Here is a 20631-nt window from a genome sequence, read left to right as displayed (position 1 = left end):
TCAGGCGGCCTTCAGCATCTTCTCGACCTCCGTGACGAGTTCGCGCAGATGGAAGGGTTTGGACAGCACCTTGGCGTCCTTGGGAGCATTCGAATCCGGGTTGAGGGCGACGGCCGCGAAGCCGGTGATGAACATGACCTTGAGGTCCGGATCGATCTCGGTGGCGCGGCGGGCCAGTTCGATACCGTCCATCTCCGGCATGACGATGTCCGTCAGGAGCAGGGAAAACGGCTCCTCGCGAAGCCGCTCATAGGCGCTGGCGCCATTGTCGAAGTCGATGACGTCATAGCCGGCGCGCTCGAGCGCCTTGACCAGAAAACGGCGCATGTCGTTGTCGTCTTCGGCAAGTAGGATTCTCGTCATGGATTCCCGTCCGCATTCCCGAACCGGGCCGGTGCCCCGACCGGCCGTTAACCAAGAATCTTATATGCGTCGCCCGAAGTAAACATCAAGTGAATTGCCGGAACGCCAACGCGAGGAATCCGGGGCGCGCTGCCGCGACGACGATCCTGTGTCGCCAAGGGGCGACGACGGCGCCCTCATGCGAGCGCAGTGCCTCCCGTAAACGGCACGCAAATTCCTGATTTCGACGCGGTTTTGTCATTTGTCCAACTGGACAGGCGGGGGATCGGATGGCACGTTCGGCGGATGAAGCATTCCCAACCGCGGCGGGTACGCTGCCGATGACTGCGCAGGACGATTTTGCCGGCGCCGCTCCGTTTGAGGTCCGGCGGCCCGGGGCACAGACGGTTCCTTTCGTTTTCAACTCCCCCCACAGTGGACGCCGCTATCCAGATCGCTTCATCGCCATGTCGCGGCTCGATCGCGACGCCATACGCAGATCGGAGGACTGCTTCGTCGATGAGCTCTTCGCGAGCGCCGTCACCTTTGGCGCACCGTTGCTGGCAGCCCACTTCCCGCGCGCCTACCTCGACGTCAACCGAGAGCCGTGGGAGCTCGATCCGCGCATGTTCGGCGATGCGCTGCCATCGTTCGCCAACGTCAGGTCGCCGCGAGTGGCGGGAGGGCTCGGCACGGTGCCGAAGATCGTGGGCGAGGGCCAGGAGATCTACGGCGCCAAACTGTCGTTTTCCGAGGCCAACGATCGGGTCAGTGGCATCTACATGCCGTATCATGCGTGCCTGAGGCAATTGGTCACCGAAACCCATGCGTGTTTCGGCATCGGCATCCTGGTTGACTGTCACTCCATGCCGGCCAGCATCAGGGTTGGTGACGCAGGCGTGCGTCCCGATTTCATCATCGGTGACCGGTTCGGAACGTCGGCCTCAAGCGCGCTCACCGAGGCGGCGATCGCCATCCTGATTTCACTCGGATATACGGTAGCGCACAACAAACCCTATGCCGGGGGTTTCATCACCGAGCATTACGGCAGGCCGGCGCACGGGCTGCATGCTCTCCAGATCGAGGTCAATCGCGGCCTCTACATGGACGAGCGCACCTATCGCAAATCGCGGGGCTTCGCGGCCCTTGCCGACGATTTGGCGCGGTTCATCGAGAGGTTGATCGCGGTTGCGGGGATCGGCGTCGAGACACCGCCGCTGGCAGCCGAATAAGGTCAGTTCGCCCAGCCACTCGCCGGACTCGGACAAAAAAAGACCGCATCGCGGAGACGACGCGGTCCAAGTCTAGGGAGGAAACGCCCAAGGAGGGCATGAACGGACGAACCGTTCACATATGAACGTATTGTGCATCGCACAAATGTCAAGCGCGCCATGTGGAAAACTGGTATCCGACATTCTGGTCAGGCCAATGCGCGCGGCTCTGTGACAAATCTGCAACAAGAATGAGGATGGAATGGTAAGTGCGGAACTCCTGCGCCGAATCGCGGACGCTGCCGCGGGTGAAACATTGCCTCGGTTCCGCAGCGCGGGCGCGGTCACGAACAAGGATGCGGGCGGGTTCGATCCGGTCACCGAAGCGGACAAGGAGGCCGAACGCGCTATCCGAGCGGTGATCCGGGCCGAGTTTCCCGATGACGGCATTCTCGGCGAGGAGCATGGTGTCGAGAACGCTGATGCCAGTCGCGTCTGGGTCATCGATCCGATCGACGGGACGCGGGCTTTCATTTCAGGCGTGCCGGTCTGGGGAACCCTGGTCGGGCTCCTGGACAAGGGGCGGGCCGTGGCCGGCTTGATGTCGCAGCCCTTTACCGGCGAACTCTACTTCGCAACCGAGGATGGGGCTTTTTACGAGGGGCCGGGCGGACCGCGTGCGCTAACGACGCGGCCCACGCGATCGCTGGCGGATGCGACCCTGTTCACGACGACGCCGGCCCTGTTCAGGGGGGCTTCGCGCGATCTTTACGACCGGCTGGAGGCAAGCGTGAGACTCGCTCGCTACGGTACCGACTGCTACGCCTTCGCGATGGTGGCCGCGGGCCATGCCGATTTGGCTGTCGAAGCAGGCCTGCAATCCTACGATATCGCTGGTCTCATACCTTTGATCGAGAAGGCAGGCGGCGTTGTGACGACGTGGAGCGGCGGCCGGGCCGAGGGTGGCGGCGACGTGATCGCCGCAGCCAATTCTGACCTTCACGCGGCCGCGCTGGCGGTCATCGGCTCCTGAGCCGCGGTCTCAACCGAGTGCGCTGTCAGTTCCCGGGACGAACGCAGAAAAAGCCGCGAGGAACTGCTCGCGGTAGATGTCCGCCTCCTGCAGCAGTTCGTGGCGCGCGCCGTCGATGGTGAGCAGCGAGGCCGAATGAAGGCGCGTGGCGTATGCTTCGATCGCGCCGGTGGCGACCACCTTGTCGGCTCCCGCGGCGACCAGAAGCGAGGGAACCTGAATCCGGCGCATGAAATCGGGGTCGGTCACGCGTTCGACGGCGATGCAGGCGGCGCGAATCCATCCGGCGGTCGGGCCGCCCAGCGCGAGTTGGGGATATTGGCTGTAGAGCGCGGTGTTGCGTGCATAGCGCGCAAGGTCCGTGGTCAGCTTGTTGGCTGAAAAAGGCGCCGGCTCGGCGGGGCGGCGGCCAGCGCCCAAATAGATGGTGCCGAAGCCAAGGCCATAGACGAGCGAACTGAGCTTGCGCAGCGTCTCCATGGAAAACGGCAGATCCGCGAAAGCCAGCAGCGGTGCTGAAAGCACCATGCGGCGAACCCGGTTGACCAGCCCGGGGGCGGCCAGAAGCGCGATCAGCGCGCCGGTGGAATGGGCGAGGATGTAGAACGGCCCGGGGCAGTCCGGCAGGGCGACCTCGCCAAAAAAAGCGTCTAGGTCGGTGACATAATCGTCGAAGCTGTCGACGTGTCCGCGCTGCGGATCGCGCAACAGGCGTTCGGACCCGCCCTGGCCGCGCCAGTCCATCACCGCCGACCACAGGCCAAGGCGCGAGAGGTCACCGATTGTCTCGAAATATTTCTCGATGCACTCGTTGCGGCCGGTCAGGATGATCACGGTGCCTTTCAGCGGGCGTCCGGCCGCCGGGAAAAGCGCGTAGCGGAGCCGTTTGCCGTCAGGCGACCGCATGAAGCCCGGCCGGGCGCGTGGCGGAACCGGATTGTCGTCGGTCGCATGGAGGATCGCCGCAGCGCTCTCCTTGCGGCTCGGCGTATCTGCTCGGACATTCATGGGCAAGTGATAGAAGTGGGACCGCCAAAAGCAAAGGAAAATCAACGTTCGGAGGGCTCGCAAAGTTCAAGGCCGGAGGTGCCTGCCTGGCGACCTCCGGCCTCTGTCGATCCGGGAGGAAGGGACGTTACACCCGGACCAAACCGTAGCGGGACGTTCGTCTGCCCCGTTCGTGATGTTGGATCAAAGCTAGCAGGGCGGGCATGAACCGAAGCCGAAGCGGCGGTTCATCGCGCATTCATCTCGTGAGAACGATGGAAAGCGGCGAACCTTGAACCGCGCACGGACAATTCCCAAATAGTTTGTGCGGTCGCCGGTAACCGGGGCCGCTGGCGCGACGGAGATGCCAGATGGATTTCCGAAGACGCGTCAACGCACAACTTGTTGCTCAACAGGAGAACACACCATGCGTCACGTCGATTTCTCCCCGCTCTACCGTTCGACCGTCGGCTTCGACCGCCTTTTCACCATGCTCGATTCGCTTGCGCAGCCGGATAACGGCCAGACCTACCCGCCCTACAATATCGAGCGGACGGGCGAGGACGCTTACCGCATCTCGATGGCGGTTGCCGGCTTTGCAGAAGGCGACATCTCGATCGAAGCCCATCGCAACGTGCTGACGATCAAGGGTGAGAAGAGCGAGACCGAGAGCGAAGACGGTACCGAACTGCTTTACCGCGGCATCGCATCGCGTGCCTTCGAGCGCCGCTTCCAGCTTGCCGACCATGTCGAGGTGTCCGGCGCCGCGCTGAAGAACGGGCTGCTGCATATCGATCTGAAGCGCAACATCCCCGAGGAGATGAAGCCGCGCAAGATCGCGATTTCGAACGCGAGCGGCGGCAAAGCCAAACAGATCGAGGCCGAGGCCGCGAAGTAAGCAGGCCATCCACGATTTCCAGTCAGGCGGCGCCTTCGGGCGCCGCTTTTTTCGTATCCTCGAGGAGGATTCAGGGCTGCCGGGCGCGAGCGAGCAGATGATCGAGCGACAGGCGGCCGGCGCCTTGGACAACGATCACCACCAGCACGAAAACCCAAAGCAGCCGCTGATCCCAGATCACGGCGTCGGGGAAGCGGTCGAACATCGAACCGATCGACCTGGCGTCGATGCCGTGGCCAGCGATGTCGACGTAGCTTTGTACGATAACAAAAAAGATCATGCCGAGCGCGGCGAGGCGGGTGAAAAGCCCGACAACGATCAGAATAGGCAGCACGATTTCGGTCCAGGTGCCCAGATAGACGATGACATCGTAGTACCAGGCGAGCGCCGACTCATCATAGCCATTGGCCTCCATGACCTTGGGCAGGATGGAGACATAGGCTCCGGATGACGGGCTCAAAAAACCGAAAACGCCCTCGCCGAACTTTCCCCATGCGGAATTGAGGTAATAGAGCAGCAGGACGCTTGCCAAGGCGAATCGGGCGGCAAAGCCGGTGAACCAGCCGGAAAGCGCCCGCTCCAGCCCGGAAAATACCCCATCATGGAGCCGAACAAGCCGTCCGATGAGGCCGGTTGGCCCGGTTCGACCCGTTCGGCTGACGTTCGTCATTGTCGTGTCCCACTACGGATAAAAGTCGCCGCTAGGCGGATGTTGAAACGTCGCAAAAGACGCCGGCGTCAAGCATGCCCGCAATGTTCGCACCCAGGTCGAAACCGGGTTCAGCCTCGGTGGTGTCCGCCGCGGCTTCGCCAAGCGGTTGGCCGGCACAAAGGCCGGCAAGGAAACGGGCACCGCCCCGAGGCAGCTTGCGCACCTGAACATCGAGCGCCGGGCGGGTGACGAGTGCGTCCTCGCCGTCACGCTCGTGGATGCGGCCGACCGGGCCGTCACGGCGGTTGGCGACAAAGATGGCGACGGCGGGATAGGCCGATCGAACGATCCGCGTGGCCGGGTGGGGAGTGAAGACCGCTCCGGGAAGGGATTCAGGTGCGATCCCCTGAAGCGTTTCAGCGGCCAATGGCGTGCGGTCGGCAGCGTGGTAGGCATCGAGCCAGGCGCGCTCGATGCGCGCAACGTCGCCGAGCCATGGGATGGGGGCGGTATGTTCGAACCCGTCAATGAAGTCGGCGAAGCCGTGGCCGTATTCGAACAGGAGCGGCGACCGAGGCGGCTCCGCGCGAACGTAGAGCCGCGCCATGTCGCGGAAGAACTCGCGCCCGACGATGCGCTGCACGGCCGGGAAGGTGTCGGCCAGAGCATCGATCAGGCTGACGGTGACATTGTTGCGGTAGACATTGTAGCGCTTGTGCCCGGCCTTGGTGTAACCCGCCTTGGCGCGCGGGCCGGAAACGCCGTCGGGGGTGGAACGCTCCGGATCAAGCAAGGGCAGCGAGAAGCGGCCGGCGAAGGTGCCGGCAGATGCGTTATTCAGCCGCTGCATGGTGGATTTCCGTTTCGACGCCGAGCCGGACGTGGCAGTCGAGGATCGCTTGCGCGGCCTCAGCCTCGGCCTTCAGCACGGGCCATTCGGGGATGTCGCCGTCCCATTCCACAAGCGTCGGGATCGGTCCGGCGCGAGCTATCACCATGTCAAAGAGCTTCCAGACGGCATCACAGACCGGGCCGTCGTGGCTGTCGATCAGGAGCGGTTCGCCCTCGTCGTCCGATTGCTCGCGATGGCCGGCAAGGTGGACTTCGCCAACCTTATCCAGGGGGAAATCGGAAAGGTACTCCAGCGCCGAAAAGCCGTGATTGGTGGCCGATACGAAGACGTTGTTGACGTCAAGGAGCAGCCCGCAGCCGGTACGCCGCGCGATTTCGCGGATGAAATCGGTTTCCGAGTAGTCCGAGGCCTCGAAGACGACGTAGGTCGAGGGATTTTCCAGAAGCAGGCGGCAACCGATGGTGGTCTGCACCTCGTCTATGTGATCGCAGACATCGGCCAGCGTGGCGCTCGTATAGGGTAGCGGCAGGAGGTCGTTGTAAAAGACGTCGTCGTGCGTCGACCAAGCGAGATGCTCGGAGACGATCGCCGGCTCGTAGCGCCGGACCAATTCGGCGAAACGGGCGAGGTGACGCTTGTCGAGCGCCTGCGGCCCACCGATCGACATGCAGACGCCATGCAATAGCACGGGGTAGTCTCTGCGGATGCGCTCAAGTGCGGCGTGTGGCGGGCCGCCGGCACCCATATAGTTTTCCGCGTGAACTTCGAAAAAGCCGACCTCGTCGCTGCCCGCAAGGATCGTATCGAGGTGCGTATGCTTGAAGCTGGCGCCGGCGCGCCCCTGAATCGAGAAGGCCGGGAAACGCGTGGTTCCGGTCATGGCGTGCAGCATGGCAATACCCTCGCGGATCTACGTGTCCCCAGCCCTCGGTCCGAACAGAGCTTACGACGGCAGGTCGCGCTCAAGCGGCTCAAGCGAACCCATGCGGTCGCCGGGCAGTTCCATCGACTCGCAGGTGCCGGCATCAACCAGCTTCCAGGAATTGCCCTGATAGTCGACAGTCGAGGTACCCTTGCAGGTCGTGCCCGCTCCGGCTGCGCAGTCATTCTGGCCAGCCATGGCAACACCATAGCATTTTTCTTTTTCCTGCGCCTGGGCACCAGTAGTGGCAAGGGCGCCGGCGGTCAGTGCGCCCGCCACGACGCTGGCGAGATAGGCTGCGCCGATCACGGTCTTGGTCGACATGATGTTCTCCTCTCGGTTTCGAGAATTCCGGCCGGCTGGTTGCCGGCAAGGGAGACCATTTCAAATGCGTCGCTCACATGGAAATAAACCCGCCGCGAGCAACAAACACGTTGCGCTAACGCGAACGTTACCGATTTGTAATGTTCGGCCACGGTTCGTCAGTTACGTGATGGTTGCGGCGAAACGGTCAATCTCCGCCTCGGTGGTGGCGAAACTGGTGACGAAGCGGCAGATGCCCTCGTCTGGCGCCATCGAACCGTCGAAACCCTCCGGCGCATTCCAGTCGTAGAACATCACGCCCGCGTTCTTCAGCCTATCGACGTCAGAATTATGCAGGATCGCGAACAGTTCGTTCGCCTCCGGCTCCCAGGCCAGCCGGGCACTCGCACTGGCCCGGATGCGCTCGGCGAGCAAACCGGCCATCGCGTTGGCGTGGCGGGCGTTATCGAGCCAAAGGTCATCGCGGAGATAGGCATCGAATTGGGCGGCTACAAAACGCGACTTGGAAAAGAGCTGCGCGGCGCGCTTGTGCAGGAAGGCAAACTCCGCCGCCTTGTCCGGGTCGAACAGCACGACGGCCTCCGCGCACCAGCAGCCGTTCTTGGTGCCGCCAAACGAGAGAATGTCGACACCGCGCTTCCACGTCATCTCGGCCGGCGAGACGTCGAGGGCGACGAGCGCGTTGGCAAAGCGGGCGCCGTCCATGTGCAGCACAAGCTGATGCCGGCGAGCGACCTCGGCCATGGCGTCGACCTGGGCGAGGCTGTAGATTGTGCCGATCTCGGTCGCCTGAGTAAGGGAGACCGCGACCGGCCGGCCGGCATGCAGGAATTCGGGCGGATAGTGGCCGACTGCGCGCTCCAGCAATTGCGGGTCCATGCGCCCGAGCGGGCCATGAACCTTGGCAAGCCGCGTGCCGCCGGTCAGGTACTCCGCCGCGCCGCATTCGTCCTCTACCAGATGGGCCTCTGCGTGACAAAAGGCGACGCCGCCCGGGCGGCTGGCGCTTGCGAGCGAGAGCGCGTTGGCGGCAGTTCCGGTCGCGACAAAGAACACCGCGACGTCTCTCTCGAAGATGTCGCAGAACCGGCGAACGACCTGTTGGTCGAGGTCGCTTTTTCCGTAGGCGGCGGCGTGACCGGCGGCGTGTTCGGCAAGGGCGTCGGCAATCGCTGGATGGGCGCCGGCCCAATTGTCTGAGGCAAAGGTCATGGGCGATTCCGGGAACGGTTAGGGATGCGGCCGGACTGTGCCTGCAAGCGGTCCTCCGCGGCAAGGCCGTTCTGCCAAGTGTGTTGGAACGGGTGAAGATTTTTTCATCGGGCCGTAAAGGCCGTAGTCGACACGGCTCGGAACAAACTTTCGCTGACGGGCGTCTTTCGGGCATTTTGTTGCGCTGCAGGTAAAAAAATATCGCGATCCGGTCTTGTGTGCTATCGGCCTTTCTGTCATTTTGGCGATAGGACAGCAGTGCTGTCTTATTTTCGGAATTCGCAAGCCGGGACTGGCGGACAAGCGCCGGTCCCGACTTGTGCGCCCTGGCGACAGCGAGGCCGGGGGATACTGAAAGTCACATTGCTTCGATCCGTTCCGGGATCGCAGCAATGTGCATGAGGCGGTGGTGCTGATATCATGTGCGGCCGCCCTGACGCTCCCGGCGGGGGCACGAACGGAGGAAGGACGATGACGGATAAGACGCCATCCACGACGACGGAGCTTTGCCCTGCCGCCGGGACCGCGCGCGCCGTCAAAACAGCCTCCGCAACCCTGTCGGGCCTGCCTGGCGCGCGGGGGCTCTACGATCCCCGCAAGGAGCATGACTCCTGTGGCGTCGGCTTCATCGCGCACATGAAGAACGAGAAGTCGCACCAGATCGTAAGGGACGGTCTGGCAATGCTGGAAAACCTCACCCATCGCGGCGCTGTCGGCGCCGATCCGCTGATGGGCGACGGTGCCGGTGTGCTGGTGCAGATCCCCGACAAGCTCTTCCGCGAGGAGATGGCCGAGCAGGGCATCGAGCTGCCGCCGCCGGGGCACTACGCGGTCGGGCATCTCTTCCTGCCACGGGACCGCGATTTGCGCGATCATATCGAGCAGGTTTTCGCCGAGGTTGCGCAGGCCGAGGGCCAGCCGCTGATTGGGTTCCGCGACGTGCCGGTCGACAATTCGTCGTTGTCGAAGGCGCCGCATATCGCCGCGTCCGAGCCATTGCACCTGCAGGTCTTTATCGGCCGCAACCCGGCGATCGAGTCCGACGACGAATATGAGCGCCGGCTCTATATCCTGCGCAAGGTGGTGTCGGCGCGCATCTTCGAGGAGACCGGCGGCCGCGACAACGGTTCCTACACGGTGTCGCTGTCGTCGCGCACCATCGTCTACAAGGGCATGTTCCTCGCCTATCAGGTGGGCGCCTATTACAAGGATCTGGTCGATCCGCGGTTCGAATCAGCGCTGATCCTGGTCCATCAGCGGTTCTCGACCAACACGTTCCCGTCGTGGAAGCTTGCCCACCCCTATCGCATGGTCGCGCACAATGGCGAGATCAATACGCTGCGCGGCAATGTGAACTGGATGGCGGCCCGGCAAGCTTCGGTCGATTCGGAACTGTTCGGCAACGATATCTCCAAGCTGTGGCCGATTTCTTATGAGGGTCAGTCGGACACGGCCTGCTTCGACAATGCTCTCGAGTTCCTGTGGCAGGGCGGCTATTCGCTCGCACACGCCATGATGATGCTGATCCCGGAGGCCTGGGCCGGCAACAAGCTGATGAGCGAGGACCGCAAGGCGTTCTACGAGTATCACGCCGCGCTGATGGAGCCATGGGACGGGCCGGCGGCCGTCGCCTTTACCGACGGTCGCCAGATCGGAGCGACGCTCGACCGCAACGGTTTGCGGCCGGCGCGCTACGTCGTCACCGACGACGACCGGGTGATCATGGCCTCGGAAGCCGGCGTGCTGACCGTGCCGGAGGAGAAGATTACCCGGAAGTGGCGCCTGCAGCCGGGCCGCATGCTTATGATCGACCTGGAAAAGGGGCGCATCGTTTCGGACGAGGAGATCAAGTCCGAAATCTCCGGCAAGCATCCGTTCCGCAATTGGCTGGAAAACACGCAGCTGATCCTGGAGGACCTGAAGCCGGTCGAACCGCGTGCGCTGCGGAAGGACGTCAGCCTTCTCGATCGCCAGCAGGCCTTCGGCTACACACAGGAAGATCTCAAGATCCTGATGGCACCAATGGCCACTACGGGCCAGGAAGCCGTCGGCTCGATGGGCACCGACACGCCGATCTCGGCGATGTCCGACAAGTCGAAGCTGCTCTACACCTATTTCAAGCAGAACTTCGCCCAGGTCACCAACCCGCCGATCGACCCGATCCGCGAAGAACTGGTGATGAGCCTGGTCTCGTTCATCGGGCCGCGGCCGAACATCTTCGACCTGGTCGGCAATTCGCGCCGCAAGCGGTTGGAAGTGCGCCAGCCGATCCTGACCAATGGCGATCTTGAGAAGATTCGCTCGATCGGCCATACCGAGGACCGGTTCGACACCAAGACGCTCGATGTCACCTATTCGTTCGGCGAAGGCGCCGCCGGCATGGCGGGCGCGCTCGACCGGCTGTGCGAGCGCGCCGAGGCCGCGGTCGCCGGCGGCTATAACATCATCATCCTGTCCGACCGGCAGATCGGACCCGACCGCATAGCCATCCCGATGCTGCTGGCCACGGCCGCCGTGCATCACCACCTGATCCGCAAGGGATTGCGCACCGCGGTCGGCCTGGTGGTGGAATCCGGGGAGCCGCGCGAGGTGCATCATTTCTGCTGCCTGGCCGGTTACGGGGCGGAGGCCATCAATCCCTACCTCGCCTTCGACACGCTGACCGAAATGCACCGGAGCAAGGAGTTTCCGCCGGAGGTCGACGCGCAGGAGGTGGTGACCCGCTTCATCAAGTCGATCGGCAAGGGCATCCTCAAAGTGATGTCCAAGATGGGCATCTCGACCTACCAGTCCTATTGCGGTGCGCAGATATTCGACGCGGTCGGCCTGCGCAGCGAATTCGTCGAACGCTATTTCACCGGCACGGCGACGACGATCGAAGGTGTCGGGCTGGAGGAAATCGCTGCCGAGACCGCGAGCCGCCACGATGGCGCGTTCAGCAATGATCCGGTGCTGCGCCATGCACTCGATGTCGGCGGGGAGTACATGTACCGCATTCGCGGTGAGGAGCATGTGTGGACACCGGACGCGGTCGCCAATTTGCAGCATGCCGTCCGCAAAGGCTCTCCGGACACCTACCGGGACTATTCCGAGGAAGTGGATGCCGCGGCCGGGCGAGCAAAAACGATCCGCGGCCTGTTCAAGATTCGCGAAGCCAAGGAAAGCGGCCGCAACCCGATACCGCTGCAGGACGTCGAGCCGGCCGCCGACATCGTCAAGCGCTTCTCGACCGGCGCGATGTCGTTCGGTTCGATCAGCCGCGAGGCCCACACCACGCTAGCGCGGGCGATGAATGCGCTCGGCGGCAAATCCAATACCGGCGAGGGCGGCGAGGAGCCGGACCGCTACATGCCGCTGCCGGACGGGTCGGTGAACCCCGAACGTTCGGCGATCAAGCAGGTCGCCTCGGGTCGCTTCGGCGTGACGACGGAGTATCTCGTCAACTCCGACATGATGCAGATCAAGGTGGCGCAGGGCGCCAAGCCGGGCGAGGGCGGACAATTGCCGGGCCACAAGGTCGACGCGACCATCGCCAAGGTCAGGCATTCCACGCCCGGGGTGGGACTGATCTCGCCGCCCCCGCATCACGACATCTATTCGATCGAAGACCTAGCGCAGCTGATCTACGATCTGAAAAACGTCAATCCGGCGGGCGACGTGTCGGTGAAGCTTGTTTCCGAGGTCGGCGTCGGCACAGTCGCAGCGGGCGTGGCCAAGGCCCGCGCCGACCACATCACCATTGCCGGCTATGACGGCGGAACCGGCGCTTCGCCTCTGACCTCGCTCAAGCATGCCGGCAGCCCGTGGGAGATGGGGCTCGCCGAAACCCACCAAACGCTGGTGCTCAACGGGCTGCGTTCACGCGTCGCCCTGCAGGTCGACGGGGGCCTCAGGACCGGGCGTGACGTGATCATTGGCGCGCTGCTTGGCGCTGACGAGTACGGCTTCTCGACCGCGCCTTTGATCGCGGCCGGTTGCATCATGATGCGCAAGTGCCACCTGAACACCTGCCCCGTTGGCGTCGCGACGCAGGATCCGGTGTTGAGGAAGCGCTTCAAGGGTACGCCCGAGCACGTCATCAACTATTTCTTCTACGTGGCGGAGGAGGTCCGCGCGCTGCTCGCCCGCATGGGCTTCCGCAAACTGAATGAGATCATCGGCGATACCGACCTGCTCGAAAAGCGGCCGCTGATCGACCACTGGAAGGCGCGTGGCCTCGATTTCAGCCGAATGTTCGAAAAGCCGAGCGCGCCCAAGGAGGCGACCTACTGGACCGAGCGCCAGAACCATCCGATCGATGATGTTCTGGACCGCAAGCTGATCGAGCAGGCGGGGCCGGCGCTGGAGCGAAAGGAGCCGGTGAAGATCGAGGTGCCGATCCGCAATACCGACCGCTCGACGGGAGCGATGCTTTCAGGCGAGGTGGCCAAGCGCTATCGCCACAAGGGGCTGAAGGAAGACACCATCTCGGTACGGCTGACCGGTACGGCGGGCCAGTCCTTCGGCGCATTCCTGGCGCGCGGCGTCTCCTTCGAGCTGATCGGCGATGGCAACGACTACGTTGGCAAGGGGCTGTCGGGCGGTCGCATCGTCATCAGGCCGCCTGAGAACACGAGGATCGTGCCGGAGGAATCGATCATCGTCGGCAACACCGTGCTTTACGGCGCGGTCGAGGGGGAGTGCTATTTCCGTGGTGTGGCCGGCGAGCGCTTCGCGGTGCGCAATTCGGGCGCGGTCGCCGTCGTCGAAGGCGTTGGCGACCATGGCTGTGAATACATGACCGGCGGTGTCGTGGTGGTCATTGGCGGCACCGGGCGCAATTTCGCGGCCGGCATGTCGGGCGGCGTCGCCTATGTGCTCGACGAGGCCGGAGATTTCGCCGAGCGCTGCAACATGGCCATGGTGGAACTCGAGCCTGTTCCGGAGGAGGACGACATGCTCGAAAAGCTGCATCACCATGGCGGTGACCTTGCCCACAAGGGCCGCGTCGACGTCTCCGGCGACATGACCCGCCACGACGAGGAACGACTGGTGCAACTGATCTCGAACCACATGCATTATACGGGTTCGACGCGAGCCAAGGATATCCTCGACAATTGGGCCGACTACCGGCCGAAATTCCGCAAGGTGATGCCGGTCGAGTACCGCCGCGCGCTCATCGAGATGGAGCGCATGCGGATGGGAATGGCCGCGGAGTAACAGGAAATACGGACACCATGCCGGCGCGGGCGCAAGCCCTGCGCCGCGGTGCCTTGGAGATAGACGAATGGGCAAGGTAACAGGTTTTCTCGAGATCGACCGGCAGGTGCACAAGTACCAGCCGGCCTCCGATCGTATCCGGCACTTCAGGGAGTTCACCCTGCCGATGTCGGACAAGGAGGTCGAGAAACAGGCCGCCCGCTGTATGGACTGCGGCATCCCGTATTGTCACGGGCCAACGGGGTGCCCGGTGCACAACCAGATTCCGGACTGGAACGACCTCGTCTACAATGGCGACTGGGACACCGCGATCCGCAACTTGCATTCCACCAACAACTTCCCGGAATGGACGGGCCGCATCTGCCCGGCGCCGTGCGAGGAAGCCTGCACGCTGAACCTCGAGGACATTCCGGTCGCGATCAAGACCGTGGAACAGGCGATCGCCGACAAGGCCTGGGAGACCGGCTATGTGCGGCCCTATCCGCCGGAGCACAAGACGGACAAGAAGGTCGCGATCATCGGTTCGGGGCCGGCCGGCATGGCGGCCGCGCAGCAGCTGGGGCGGGCGGGCCATGACGTCCATGTCTATGAGCGGGAGAGTCGGCCGGGCGGGCTGATGCGCTACGGCATTCCCGACTTCAAGATCGAGAAGCACCATATCGACCGTCGCGTTACGCAGATGGAAGGCGAAGGCGTCACCTTCTTCTGCGATGTGAATGTCGGCGTCGACAAGAAGGTCGAAGAACTGCTCGCCGAATATGACGCGGTGCTTTATTGCGGCGGGTCGGAGACCCCAAGGCCGGCCGGAATTCCGGGTGCTGATCTGGCCGGCGTGCATGACGCGATGCCTTATCTCGTGCAGCAGAACCGCCGCGTGGCGGGTGAGGATATCCAATCTTCGGCGTGGCCTTCGGACCCGATCCTGGCGGGCGGCAAGCATGTCGTCGTTGTTGGTGGCGGTGATACCGCATCGGACTGCATTGGCACTGCGTTCCGGCAGGGTGCAGTACGCGTCACCCAGCTCGACATCCGTCCGCAGCCGCCGGAGAAAGAGGACAAGCTCGCGGTATGGCCCTATTGGGCAACCAAGATGCGCACCTCTTCCAGCCAGGCCGAAGGCGCGGACCGTGAGTTCCAGGTGGCGACGCTGGAATTCATCGGCGAGGATGGTGTGCTGACGGGCGTCAAATGCGCCGCCGTCGACGAGGCCCGCAAGCCGGTCGCGGGAACCGAGTTTGTTATCCGGGCCGACCTTGCCTTCATCGCGATCGGTTTTGCTGGCGTGATGGAGACCGGTGTCGCGGAAGAACTCGCCGGCAAGCTGGACGTAAAGGTCGACCAGCGGCGTTCGCGCAACGTGGCCGCCAACGACCGCGACTACCGGACCAGTATCGACCGACTCTATGCCGCGGGCGATGTCCGACGCGGCCAGTCGCTGGTGGTGTGGGCGATCCGCGAGGGGCGACAGGCGGCGCGGGCCATCGACGAGTACTTGATGGGATCGACCCTCCTGCCGCGGTGAGGCCGCGCTACTCCGATATTCCGGAGGTGCGTTCGCCGGAGGCTGGCGCCGGCTCGATCTTCGTCGGCGCCGCGACCGGTCGAGTGTAGATGCCGAAGTCGTCGGCCCTGCCAGGCGCCGCCGGCGGCGCGATGCCATCTATGGCGAGCTTTTCGGAAAGTGTTTGCGCGTCATCGTCCCGCGGTTCGAACCCGAAGCCGAGCAGTTCCTCGCTGCCGTCAAGAGCCGGGTCGGACAGCGATATGGGCGGCGTGCGGTCGATCGCCGGCTGGCCGGCGGTCGGTGGCCCGATCAGTTCCGGAATGATCAGATCGGGCAGGACGATGGGTTGGCCGTCGCCGAGAATGCGGGCAAGCGGCTTTTCGGCATAAAACGCGATCTTGCGTCGGCCCGCCTTCGTGAAGTTGATGCCGTCGCTGGCGCGCAGACGTACCGGCTGGCCGTTGATGTCGGGCCCAGACGCGGCAAAGGCGCCGTTTTCGTCGACAAAGCCATCCCAGATATCCACGAAGGTTCCGCCGACCGCCTCGACCGCATTCCGCTGAATGTCGTTGAAGGCCAGCATGTCAGACGACATGCTGGAGAAGCGGAAAGCCGGCAGGCCAAGCCAGACCACCGGTATCCGCCGGTCGGCAAATTCCTTGATGAACGCTTCGATGCGCGTTGCGTATTCCTCGTTCCACTTCTCAGAACGCACGCTTTCGCGTTTGCCCTCGACGACCATCGGCTGACGGTCATTGGACCCGATCAGCACGACGGCGACTGCCGGTGCTTCCTCTTCGAGGATCGAACCGATGGACGCCGGCCAGTCGTAAAAGTCGTCGCGCACAAAGCCGGATGAGCCGTTGGACCGCTCGACGATGCGCACGGACGGGTTCTCCGCGTAGACAGTTTCCAATCCTTCCGCCAACCCGCCCGCGATGAAGTCGCCAACGACGAGGACAACGCGCGCCGTCTCGGCCTTTTCGACGGCGGCGGGCGCCGGTTCGACGGGAGCGGAACGCAGCGCCGTACTGCTGCGCGGGGTGGCACGGCGTGTCGTTGTGCGCTTTTTCACCTCTGGAACGCGCCGCTCAGGCTGGCGGGCGCTTTCGCGGCCACCGCGGAAAAGGAACTCGAACAGCGATCGAGGCCGATCCTGTGCCCTGGCATCGTCGGCCACGCCAACGAAGACCATCACCATCGCGGAGAACGCGATGACGGCAAAGCGCAGCAATCCCCGGCGCGGGCGTCGAGACGTATTGATGGCTGTCAAGTCCAGCTCCGTTGTCAGCGCCGCATCCGGCTCAGCACTTCCTTGCTCGGATGGCCATCCGGCGTCATGCCGACACGCTTCTGGTAGGCTTCGATCGCTGCGCGCGAGCCGGAGCCGATCTTGCCGTCGATCGGCCCGTCGTAATAACCGAATGTGCGCAGCCTTTCCTGAAGTTCCTGCTTTTCGGCGAAACTCAACTTCGTGAACGGCCTGTTCCAGTCGCGCTCAAGTCCGCCATAGCCCGCGATATGATCGGCCAGCAAGCCGACGGCGAGGGCGTATTTGTCGGCGTTGTTGTAGCGCTTCAGGACAAAGAAGTTGCGCGTCATCAGGAACGCCGGGCCTTCCCGGCCGTCGGGCACCTTGAGTTCGGCTTTCTCGTTTAGGCGCGGAAACGGTTTGCCATTGGTACGACGCAGGCCGAGAGACTGCCATTTGGCCAGCGTCAGCGAGCCGCCAGGAAACTTGCCGGGCGGGAGTGTGACCTCGTAGCCCCAGGTATGGCCAGAGCGCCAGCCGTTCTTTCTCAGCAGGTTCGCAGCCGTCGCGAGCGCGTCGGGCACCGAGTTCCAGATGTCGCGCTTGCCGTTGCCGTCGGCGTCCACGGCATAGGCCTGATAGCTAGTCGGGATGAACTGGGTATGGCCCATGGCGCCGGCCCAGGAGCCGGTCAGGTGATGGACGTCGATGTCGCCCGATTGCAATATCTTGAGCGCGGCGATGAGTTGTGTGCGCGCGAATTTGGCCCGGCGCCGATCGGCATAAGCCAGGGTCGAAAGTGAGCGCACGACATTGCGCATGACGCGGTCGTTCTTGAGAATTTCGCCATAGTTCGATTCCATCGACCAGATCGCGAGCAGGATATGGCGGTCGACACCGTAGGCACGCTCGATGCGGTCGAGCCAGGATTTCCACTGCCGTGCCATCTGGCGGCCCGTCGCAATCGACTCCTCGTGCACGCGATTGTCGAAATAATCCCAGACAGGGGCCGTGAATTCCGGCTGGTAGCGCGCCTTCTCCAGGACCTCGGGGTCTGGTGCGGTCACGCCCTGGAACGCGCGGTTGAAGGTGTTGTTGTTGATGCCGCTGCGGTTGGCGGTGCTGCGAAAGTCGGAAACCCAGCGCTGGAAACCGGCATCGGCCAGCGCGGGCATAGAGAGGAAACTGGCGGCAAGCGCAGCCATGGCTGCAAGCGTGGCGTTTCGGACGGTCGTCGTGCTGGCTTTCATCATGTCATCCGTGGTGGTTGGACGGACGGAGTGTGGCGGGTTGCGGTTAGCAGAAGGTTTACCATAATCTGGCTTGGCAAGACACGGATGTTGCCGACCCCGCCCGGCATTGCCGATAGGTTCGCGTGTACAGTATTTCGCCAATTCCGGCACGAAGATGTCCTACCCAACAACCCAGACGGTCTGATCTATGAAGAAGGTTCGCAAGGCGGTTTTCCCTGTAGCAGGTCTCGGAACACGTTTCCTGCCAGCCACGAAGGCCATTCCCAAGGAGATGCTGACGGTCGTCGACAAGCCGGTGATCCAGTATGTCGTCGACGAGGCGCGTGAAGCCGGCATCGAACATCTGATCTTCGTGACCGGCCGCAACAAGGCCGTCATTGAGGACCATTTCGATGTCCAGGTGGAACTTTATGATACGCTCGCCCAGCGCGGGCGCGACGCGCAGCTCGAGCGGCTGAAGCGCATGCAGCCGGAGCCCGGCCAGACAAGCTTTACCCGTCAGCAGGTGCCGCTCGGTCTCGGCCACGCGGTCTGGTGCGCTCGCGACATTGTCGGCAATGAACCGTTCGCGCTGCTTCTGCCGGACATGATCATGCAATCCGAGAGGGGTTGCATGGCCAGCATGATCGAGCTCTACGAGACGACCGGCAACAACGTCATCGCAGTCCAGGAATGCGACCCCAAGGACGCGCACAAATACGGCATTGTCGGCAAGGGCGCTGACACGGGCACCGGCTTCGAGGTCACCGAGATGGTCGAGAAGCCGCCGCAGGGGACCGCGCCTTCCAACTTCTATCTCAATGGGCGCTATATCCTACAGCCGGACATCTTCGATATCCTTGCCGCCCAGGAGCGTGGTGCGGGCAACGAGATCCAGCTGACCGACGCGATGGTCAAGCTGCAGAAAGCGCAGCCGTTCTACGGCTACCACTACACCGGCCGGACCTTCGATTGCGGTTCGCCGGAGGGGTTCGTTGCCGCGAACATCGCCTTCGCGCTGTGGCGCCCCGATTTGAACGCCGCGATGTCGGAGGTGGTGGCCCAGTTCATGGAAGAGATCAAACCGGTGGAGCGCCGGGCCGTCGCGCGATGAGGGTGGCGGGTCCGGCTAGCGCTGCAACCTCAGCCCCAGGAAAACGCTTGTCGCCTGCCAGTCGCGGTCGGGCAGGGTACTTTCGAAGGTTTCGTGACGTACGTTCCCGGTGATGCCGACGTGGCGATTGAGCCACCATGTGGCACCGGCCTGGGCGCGCAGCGTCGTTTCGTTGTCGGCCGAGCCGACATAGTCGCGATAGTCAGCGCCGAGCGATGCTTCGAGAAGGACGTTGGCGCGCACCTCACGCGAGAGCCCGAGCAGTCCCGAATAGAGGACGGAGCCGCTTTCGCCCGCCGTCGTCGTGCCTTCCACCAGGGTCGAGCCGGTCAGGGTGACTACGGTTCCCCGCTCCGGAGACCAGGAGAGCTCGGCGGCGACGCTCGGACCGGAAACGGCTTCGAGGCGAGTGTCGTCGAATGTCTCGCGGAGCCAGCCGGCCGAAATCTCGCCGGTGAGCTTTTCGCCGAAATCGAAGGCGACGCCGCCGCGCAGGGCCAGCCGGTCGGCCGAACGCGCGTAGCCACTGCTGTCGAGTTCGAGATCGTAAAAGCGGCGGCCGAGTTCGACCTCCGCGAACGGAATGAGCGCCGGCGAAACCTCATAGCCGGTGCGAAGGGCAATGGTAGCCAGCGTCGAGTTGCGCTCTTCCTGCGATAGCGTCCCTCCGCCCGACAGCTCCGCGTCGGAAAAGATCTCACGTTCGACCGTTCCTGTCGCTGCAAGCCGCAGCTTGCCGACATTCTTGGCGAAGCCCAGATTGCCACCGACGATATGGCGCAGCGGTTGCGATGCAGTACCGACGATGATGACGGGTGAAGAGGCCGATTCCGGCCGCAGGGAATAGTTCAGGCCGGCACTGGCCGAATAACCGCCGCCAAGATCAAAATCGAGCGCGGCGTCGAACCCGCCCTCCGGGTCTTCATAGTCGGCGCCAGAGACGGACTTCAGGAATGTACCGTAGGCGCTGAACCGCGCCGCGTGCCGCGACCAGTCCGAGGAGCCTTGAAGCCTCAGCTGGGTTTCCGAAAGCAGTGCTTCCTCGCCGGTAGGGCTCGAATCGACATTGGTCGTCCAGCGCAATCCCTGTTCGAGCGTGGCGTTGACATCGAAGGTGCCCAGGCGAAGGCCGAGCGGCGCGTAAGGTTCTTCCTCCAACTCGAAATCGCGGCCTTCGATTGCGTCCGTCCGCGGATTCTCGGCCTCGACCCCGCTATTGGCCTCTTCGTCGAGGCTGTCGATGGTCGGCTGGCGTACGGAGGCGGTTGCCTCCACCACGTCTTCATCTTCTGCTTCGCCCTCCGGCTCGGTGGCGCCATCAAGCTCGCCACCGGTACGTGAACTCGCGCGGCGGGGTTCGTTTTCGGGCTGTCGACGTCGTTCGCGCACACTTACCCGTCCCGCAGGCTCGGAACGCGTAAAGAGCCCATCGCTGGCGAACGGGTCGTCCGCCGGGGCGGGGTCGTCCTCGGCTGCGCCCGCGCGGGCAGGATCGGTGCCGCTTTCGGTTTCCGGGAGTGCGCCTTCGCTAACCGGAATATAGGGCTCCGGGGCGACGTCCTGCCTAACCTCCGCTTCCTGGCCGGGCCGCACACCGTCGCGGGAAAGGAGCGTGGCGGTGATCTCGTCCTCCGACACGTTGCCGCGAAGTTCGATTTCCTGGGCGGTAGCAAGCCCAGCGGACACGGCGAAGACGAGTGCCATGGCGATCACGCGTGCGGAACCGTCGGCGCGCAGGACGCCGCTCTTTTCCCGCATGGTCTTCGGCGTCCTCGACATTATCCGGCTGAAGCTGTCCCGAAACTTTACCGGACCGTAAATTGCGATGGTTAACGGTTGGTTATGGGTGGCCGCGCCATGGGCGATTGCGTTGGACAGGGATGGTTGAAAGGGGTA

The 20631-nt window shown here is 63.5% G+C and carries 16 protein-coding genes; 6 read left to right on the top strand and 10 right to left on the bottom strand.

All coding sequences use genetic code 11. From position 1 onward, the window contains the following. Positions 1–363 carry a cell cycle two-component system response regulator CpdR gene (gene cpdR / locus FQ775_RS14500; protein WP_146301424.1) on the bottom strand — a complete coding sequence of 121 codons (363 nt, stop codon included), beginning with the start codon at positions 361–363 and terminating at the stop codon, positions 1–3. Between the two features lie 269 nt (positions 364–632). Here cpdR and FQ775_RS14495 point away from each other — a divergent pair, with 269 nt between their 5' ends. Together FQ775_RS14495 and hisN are read left to right on the top strand one after the other, a co-directional pair. After that, positions 633–1574: an N-formylglutamate amidohydrolase gene (locus FQ775_RS14495; protein ID WP_432420024.1), complete on the top strand. Its 942-nt coding sequence runs from the start codon at positions 633–635 to the stop codon at positions 1572–1574. A gap of 241 nt (positions 1575–1815) precedes the next feature. After that, a complete protein-coding gene (hisN, locus tag FQ775_RS14490; protein WP_146301422.1) occupies positions 1816–2586 on the top strand; it encodes a histidinol-phosphatase in 771 nt (256 codons plus the stop codon). Between the two features lie 9 nt (positions 2587–2595). Here hisN and FQ775_RS14485 read toward each other — a convergent pair whose 3' ends face one another. Then, positions 2596–3594, bottom strand: a complete 999-nt coding sequence (locus FQ775_RS14485; RefSeq protein ID WP_146301421.1) for an alpha/beta fold hydrolase — start codon at positions 3592–3594, stop codon at positions 2596–2598. Between the two features lie 406 nt (positions 3595–4000). On the opposite strand from FQ775_RS14485, the gene FQ775_RS14480 reads away from it, so the two are divergent. After that, positions 4001–4471, top strand: a complete 471-nt coding sequence (locus FQ775_RS14480; protein ID WP_146301420.1) for an Hsp20 family protein — start codon at positions 4001–4003, stop codon at positions 4469–4471. 70 nt (positions 4472–4541) lie between these two features. Here the strand turns inward: FQ775_RS14480 and FQ775_RS14475 are convergent, their stop codons facing one another. The 5 genes from FQ775_RS14475 to FQ775_RS14455 form a co-directional block, all read right to left on the bottom strand. Further along, positions 4542–5141, bottom strand: coding sequence for a DoxX family protein (locus tag FQ775_RS14475; protein ID WP_206064753.1), 600 nt, complete (start codon positions 5139–5141; stop codon positions 4542–4544). Between the two features lie 31 nt (positions 5142–5172). After that, entirely contained in the window at positions 5173–5973 is an 801-nt protein-coding gene (locus FQ775_RS14470; RefSeq protein WP_146301419.1) for an HvfC/BufC N-terminal domain-containing protein, read from the bottom strand. Further along, positions 5957–6868 carry an MNIO family bufferin maturase gene (gene bufB, locus FQ775_RS14465; protein WP_146301418.1) on the bottom strand — a complete coding sequence of 304 codons (912 nt, stop codon included), beginning with the start codon at positions 6866–6868 and terminating at the stop codon, positions 5957–5959. The genes FQ775_RS14470 and bufB overlap by 17 nt, the downstream gene beginning before the upstream one ends. 51 nt (positions 6869–6919) lie before the next feature. Then, entirely contained in the window at positions 6920–7222 is a 303-nt protein-coding gene (locus FQ775_RS14460) for a BufA1 family periplasmic bufferin-type metallophore (RefSeq protein ID WP_146301417.1), read from the bottom strand. A 162-nt stretch (positions 7223–7384) separates the two neighbouring features. Beyond that, positions 7385–8434, bottom strand: a complete 1050-nt coding sequence (locus tag FQ775_RS14455) for a threonine aldolase family protein (RefSeq protein WP_146301416.1) — start codon at positions 8432–8434, stop codon at positions 7385–7387. A gap of 471 nt (positions 8435–8905) precedes the next feature. On the opposite strand from FQ775_RS14455, the gene gltB reads away from it, so the two are divergent. After that, on the top strand, positions 8906–13633 hold the full coding sequence (gene gltB, locus FQ775_RS14450) for a glutamate synthase large subunit (RefSeq protein ID WP_146301415.1): 4728 nt from the start codon (positions 8906–8908) through the stop codon (positions 13631–13633). Between the two features lie 67 nt (positions 13634–13700). Then, complete coding sequence (locus FQ775_RS14445) at positions 13701–15155, top strand: glutamate synthase subunit beta (protein WP_146301414.1); 1455 nt, start codon at positions 13701–13703, stop codon at positions 15153–15155. Between the two features lie 7 nt (positions 15156–15162). On the opposite strand, the gene FQ775_RS14440 is transcribed toward FQ775_RS14445, so the two are convergent. Both FQ775_RS14440 and FQ775_RS14435 read right to left on the bottom strand, forming a co-directional pair. Continuing rightward, on the bottom strand, positions 15163–16410 hold the full coding sequence (locus FQ775_RS14440; RefSeq protein WP_246730137.1) for an SGNH/GDSL hydrolase family protein: 1248 nt from the start codon (positions 16408–16410) through the stop codon (positions 15163–15165). A 14-nt stretch (positions 16411–16424) separates the two neighbouring features. Next, positions 16425–17594, bottom strand: a complete 1170-nt coding sequence (locus FQ775_RS14435) for a lytic murein transglycosylase (RefSeq protein WP_432420070.1) — start codon at positions 17592–17594, stop codon at positions 16425–16427. A gap of 235 nt (positions 17595–17829) precedes the next feature. On the opposite strand from FQ775_RS14435, the gene galU reads away from it, so the two are divergent. Then, a complete protein-coding gene (gene galU / locus FQ775_RS14430) occupies positions 17830–18735 on the top strand; it encodes a UTP--glucose-1-phosphate uridylyltransferase GalU (protein ID WP_146301412.1) in 906 nt (301 codons plus the stop codon). A gap of 15 nt (positions 18736–18750) precedes the next feature. On the opposite strand, the gene FQ775_RS14425 is transcribed toward galU, so the two are convergent. After that, positions 18751–20493, bottom strand: a complete 1743-nt coding sequence (locus FQ775_RS14425) for an outer membrane beta-barrel protein (protein ID WP_246730136.1) — start codon at positions 20491–20493, stop codon at positions 18751–18753. Positions 20494–20631 lie beyond the last annotated feature (138 nt).

It is taken from the genome of Nitratireductor mangrovi (assembly GCF_007922615.2).
GTDB lineage: Bacteria > Pseudomonadota > Alphaproteobacteria > Rhizobiales > Rhizobiaceae > Mangrovimarina > Mangrovimarina mangrovi.
Note: the sequence above shows the minus strand (reverse complement) of the source record. Positions and strands in the feature narration are given on the sequence as shown.

Bases quoted from the DNA above. Each gene is read 5' to 3' on its own strand.
- FQ775_RS14455 (WP_146301416.1), bottom strand. From the start codon at position 8,434: ATGACCTTTGCCTCAGACAATTGGGCCGGCGCCCATCCAGCGATTGCC.
- hisN (WP_146301422.1), top strand. From the start codon at position 1,816: ATGGTAAGTGCGGAACTCCTGCGCCGAATCGCGGACGCTGCCGCGGGT.
- FQ775_RS14460 (WP_146301417.1), bottom strand. From the start codon at position 7,222: ATGTCGACCAAGACCGTGATCGGCGCAGCCTATCTCGCCAGCGTCGTG.
- FQ775_RS14485 (WP_146301421.1), bottom strand. From the start codon at position 3,594: ATGAATGTCCGAGCAGATACGCCGAGCCGCAAGGAGAGCGCTGCGGCG.
- FQ775_RS14480 (WP_146301420.1), top strand. From the start codon at position 4,001: ATGCGTCACGTCGATTTCTCCCCGCTCTACCGTTCGACCGTCGGCTTC.
- cpdR (WP_146301424.1), bottom strand. From the start codon at position 363: ATGACGAGAATCCTACTTGCCGAAGACGACAACGACATGCGCCGTTTT.
- bufB (WP_146301418.1), bottom strand. From the start codon at position 6,868: ATGCTGCACGCCATGACCGGAACCACGCGTTTCCCGGCCTTCTCGATT.
- FQ775_RS14445 (WP_146301414.1), top strand. From the start codon at position 13,701: ATGGGCAAGGTAACAGGTTTTCTCGAGATCGACCGGCAGGTGCACAAG.
- FQ775_RS14470 (WP_146301419.1), bottom strand. From the start codon at position 5,973: ATGCAGCGGCTGAATAACGCATCTGCCGGCACCTTCGCCGGCCGCTTC.
- FQ775_RS14425 (WP_246730136.1), bottom strand. From the start codon at position 20,493: ATGCGGGAAAAGAGCGGCGTCCTGCGCGCCGACGGTTCCGCACGCGTG.
- gltB (WP_146301415.1), top strand. From the start codon at position 8,906: ATGACGGATAAGACGCCATCCACGACGACGGAGCTTTGCCCTGCCGCC.
- galU (WP_146301412.1), top strand. From the start codon at position 17,830: ATGAAGAAGGTTCGCAAGGCGGTTTTCCCTGTAGCAGGTCTCGGAACA.
- FQ775_RS14495 (WP_432420024.1), top strand. From the start codon at position 633: ATGGCACGTTCGGCGGATGAAGCATTCCCAACCGCGGCGGGTACGCTG.
- FQ775_RS14435 (WP_432420070.1), bottom strand. From the start codon at position 17,594: ATGGCTGCGCTTGCCGCCAGTTTCCTCTCTATGCCCGCGCTGGCCGAT.
- FQ775_RS14475 (WP_206064753.1), bottom strand. From the start codon at position 5,141: ATGACGAACGTCAGCCGAACGGGTCGAACCGGGCCAACCGGCCTCATC.